1 protein-coding gene is annotated in these 2,768 nt (G+C 63.7%); it reads right to left on the minus strand.

The genetic code is table 11. The annotated features are described in order from the left end of the window. The coding region (locus tag GXB78_RS27920; RefSeq protein ID WP_329517850.1) for an RHS domain-containing protein at positions 1–2,768 on the minus strand (2,768 nt) is incomplete at both ends.

The raw sequence follows: 2,768 nt of genomic DNA on the forward strand, positions 1-2,768 counted from the left end.
GTCAGATACCGCCCCATCCTTGGGTCGTAATACCGATGGCGGTTGTAATGCAGGCCGCTTTCAACGTCGAAGTACTGCCCCTGAAAGCGCAGCGGTTGGTCGAGGTAATCCTCGCCGGCAAGGGTGACGGCGGCGACTTTGCCGTAGGCGTCGTATTGCGCGGACCAGACGATTTCGCCGCTGTAGTCGGTGAGTTCCTGCGGGGTGCCGAGGTGGTCGAGTTGGTAGTAGAACGGGCAGGCCTTTTTCGGGCCTTTGCCGTCGAGCAGCGCCAGTGGGCGGAAGGTGCCGGGTTCGTAGAGGTAGCTGCGGTATTGCGTGGCGCTGCTTTCGGCGACGAGGTGTTCGCCTTGCCAGAAGAATTCGGTGACGGCGCCGTCGACAGTTTTGCGAATCCGCCGGCCGAAGGCGTCGTATTGGTAGCTGGCGGTCTGGCCGTCCGGGCGGATCAGGCCGATCAGGCGGTGCTGGCAGTCGTAGCGGTATTCGGTGACGAGGGTCTGGCCGTGGCCTCGGCGTTCGCGGATCAGGTTGCCGAAGGCGTCGTAGTCGTAATGCCGGTCGCCCTGCATCAGCAGGCGATTGCCTTTGATCTGCGCGGGGCCGGGGCGGTCCTGCATCAGCAGGTTGCCGGCCGGGTCGTGGGCGAAGGATTCGGGCAGTTCGTCTCGTGAGTGGCGCACGCGAATCAATCGGTCGAGGGCGTCGTAGCCGTAGGTGCGCTGGCCGTGGCGGCTGTCGGCGATGTGCTCAAGATTGCCGTTGGCGCTGTAGGCATAATCGCGGCGGTACAGCGAGGCGCCGCGATGGCCTACGGCGTGGGCGAGCAAGCGGCCCTGATCGTCGTAGGCGTATTCGCTGAGCAGCAGGCCTTGCTGGCGTTGTTGTTCGCGACCGGACTGATAGACGTGGCGCGTGAGCGGCGTGCCGTTGAGGTCGATGGCCGACAGCGCACCGCCCTTGGCGTAGTGATAGTCGAGCTTGCTGTTGTCCGGCAGGCGCAGACGCTTGAGCTGACCGCAGGCGTCGTAGGCATAACGCAAGGTGCCCCAGCCCTGGTGCTCGGTGATCAAGCGGTCCTGACGGTCGTACTCGAAGGCCAGCGGATGATTTTGCCCGTCATCGACAGCGATCAATCGGCCGAAGCGGTCGTAGTCGTAGCGAACTTTGAGCCCATCGGGCAGGGTCTTGACCCGTAAACGGCCGGCATTGTCGCGCTCGTATCGGGTAACCAGACTGGGGCCGAAATCACCGAACTCGGTCTTTTCCAGCAGATGACCGTTGAGGTCATAAACGTACGCAGTGCGCCGCCCATCAAACCCGGTTTCCTGTCGGATCAACCCGGTCGGCGTGTAATCCAGTCGGTACTTTTCCCCGGACTCGTTTTCAATCTCGGTCAGCAGCAACCGCGCATGGTCATAGCGGTACTGCACGCGGGTGCCGTCGGGGTTGATGCGCCGCGAGACCAGATGCAGATCGTCGTCATATTCGTAGCGGGTGATGCGCCCGAGCTCGTCGCGTTCGGCGATGATCTGGCCGTAGGCGCCGTAGCTGTAGGCGCGCGTGCTGCCGGTAGGAGAAGTCGTCAGGATCAGTCGGCCGGCGGCGTCCCACTGCTGACGGCTGACGACACCAAATTCGTCCTGGGTGGTAATCCGCCGGCCTAGCGCATCGTAGGAAAAGCGCCGCACGCCGCCGTCCGGCAGGGTTTCTTCGATGAGCTGGCCGAGCTCGTTCCACACCCAGCGATGGCGGCTGCTGTCCGGATAGCGCAGCGACAACAACTGGCCGCGCAGGTTGTAGTAGTAATGGGTGACCTGACCGTCAGGATCGACCGCTTCGGTGACCGCACCTTCGGCATTGCGCCGATAAATCCACACCGCGTCGCCTCGGCAACGCTTGTAGAGAAACCCGTTGCGGTACTCGTAGGACGTTGGCGCCTCGTCCGGCGGAATCAGCGCGATCAGCCGTCCGAGTTCGTCGTAGCGGTACTCGGTGACGGCGCCCAACGCATCCTGCTCGGCGATCAGCCGACCCTGCTGGTCATAGGCCTTGAGCTGCTCACCGCCATCGGCCGCAACCTGCCGCACCAGCCGCGCACGCTCGTCGTGAACGTAGACTTCTTCGGTGCCGTCGACGTAATGCACGGTCACGCTGGCGTCGTCATCGTTCCAGACGTAACGGGTGTTCATCTGCGAGAACGACGCCCAATGCCGCACGCAGCGCGCCGCTTTGCCCTCGCGCTGCCACTCCCAGAAAAAACTCGCGCCGCCGGTCAATTGCCGCTGGAGGATGACGTGGTGGTCGTCGTAGTCGTAGCGCTCGCTGTCACCGACCGCGTTGGTCGCGACCAGCAGGCGTTGGCGGGCATCGAAGCTGTAGGTGGCGAGGTTTTGCTGGGTGGTCCACTCGCCCTGAACCAGGACCTGATAATCGACCGCTACCAGTTGCGCGCGGTCATAACGCAACAGCAGCGCGCGGCCGGCGCCGTTGTCCAGACGCTGAATGCGGTCGGAGCGGTCGCGTTGCAGGGTCAGACGATTGCCGTAGACATCGCTGATCGCCGTCAGCCGGCCGGCGCGAAAGTGATAGAACCGCGCGCTGTCGCCGGCCAACGCCAGAATCAGTTCTTCCGGCTCATCACCGAGAAAAATCGCCGCCCGCGACAGGCTGTTGTGAATCGCCGGGCGCGCGACATTGGGCAGGGGAAAACGGGTGCGGCGGTTTTCGTGGTCGATCCAGATCACGCCGTCGCCGTCGAAGGCCAG

This window comes from Pseudomonas moraviensis subsp. stanleyae (assembly GCF_036283065.1).
GTDB classification, from domain to species: domain Bacteria; phylum Pseudomonadota; class Gammaproteobacteria; order Pseudomonadales; family Pseudomonadaceae; genus Aquipseudomonas; species Aquipseudomonas stanleyae.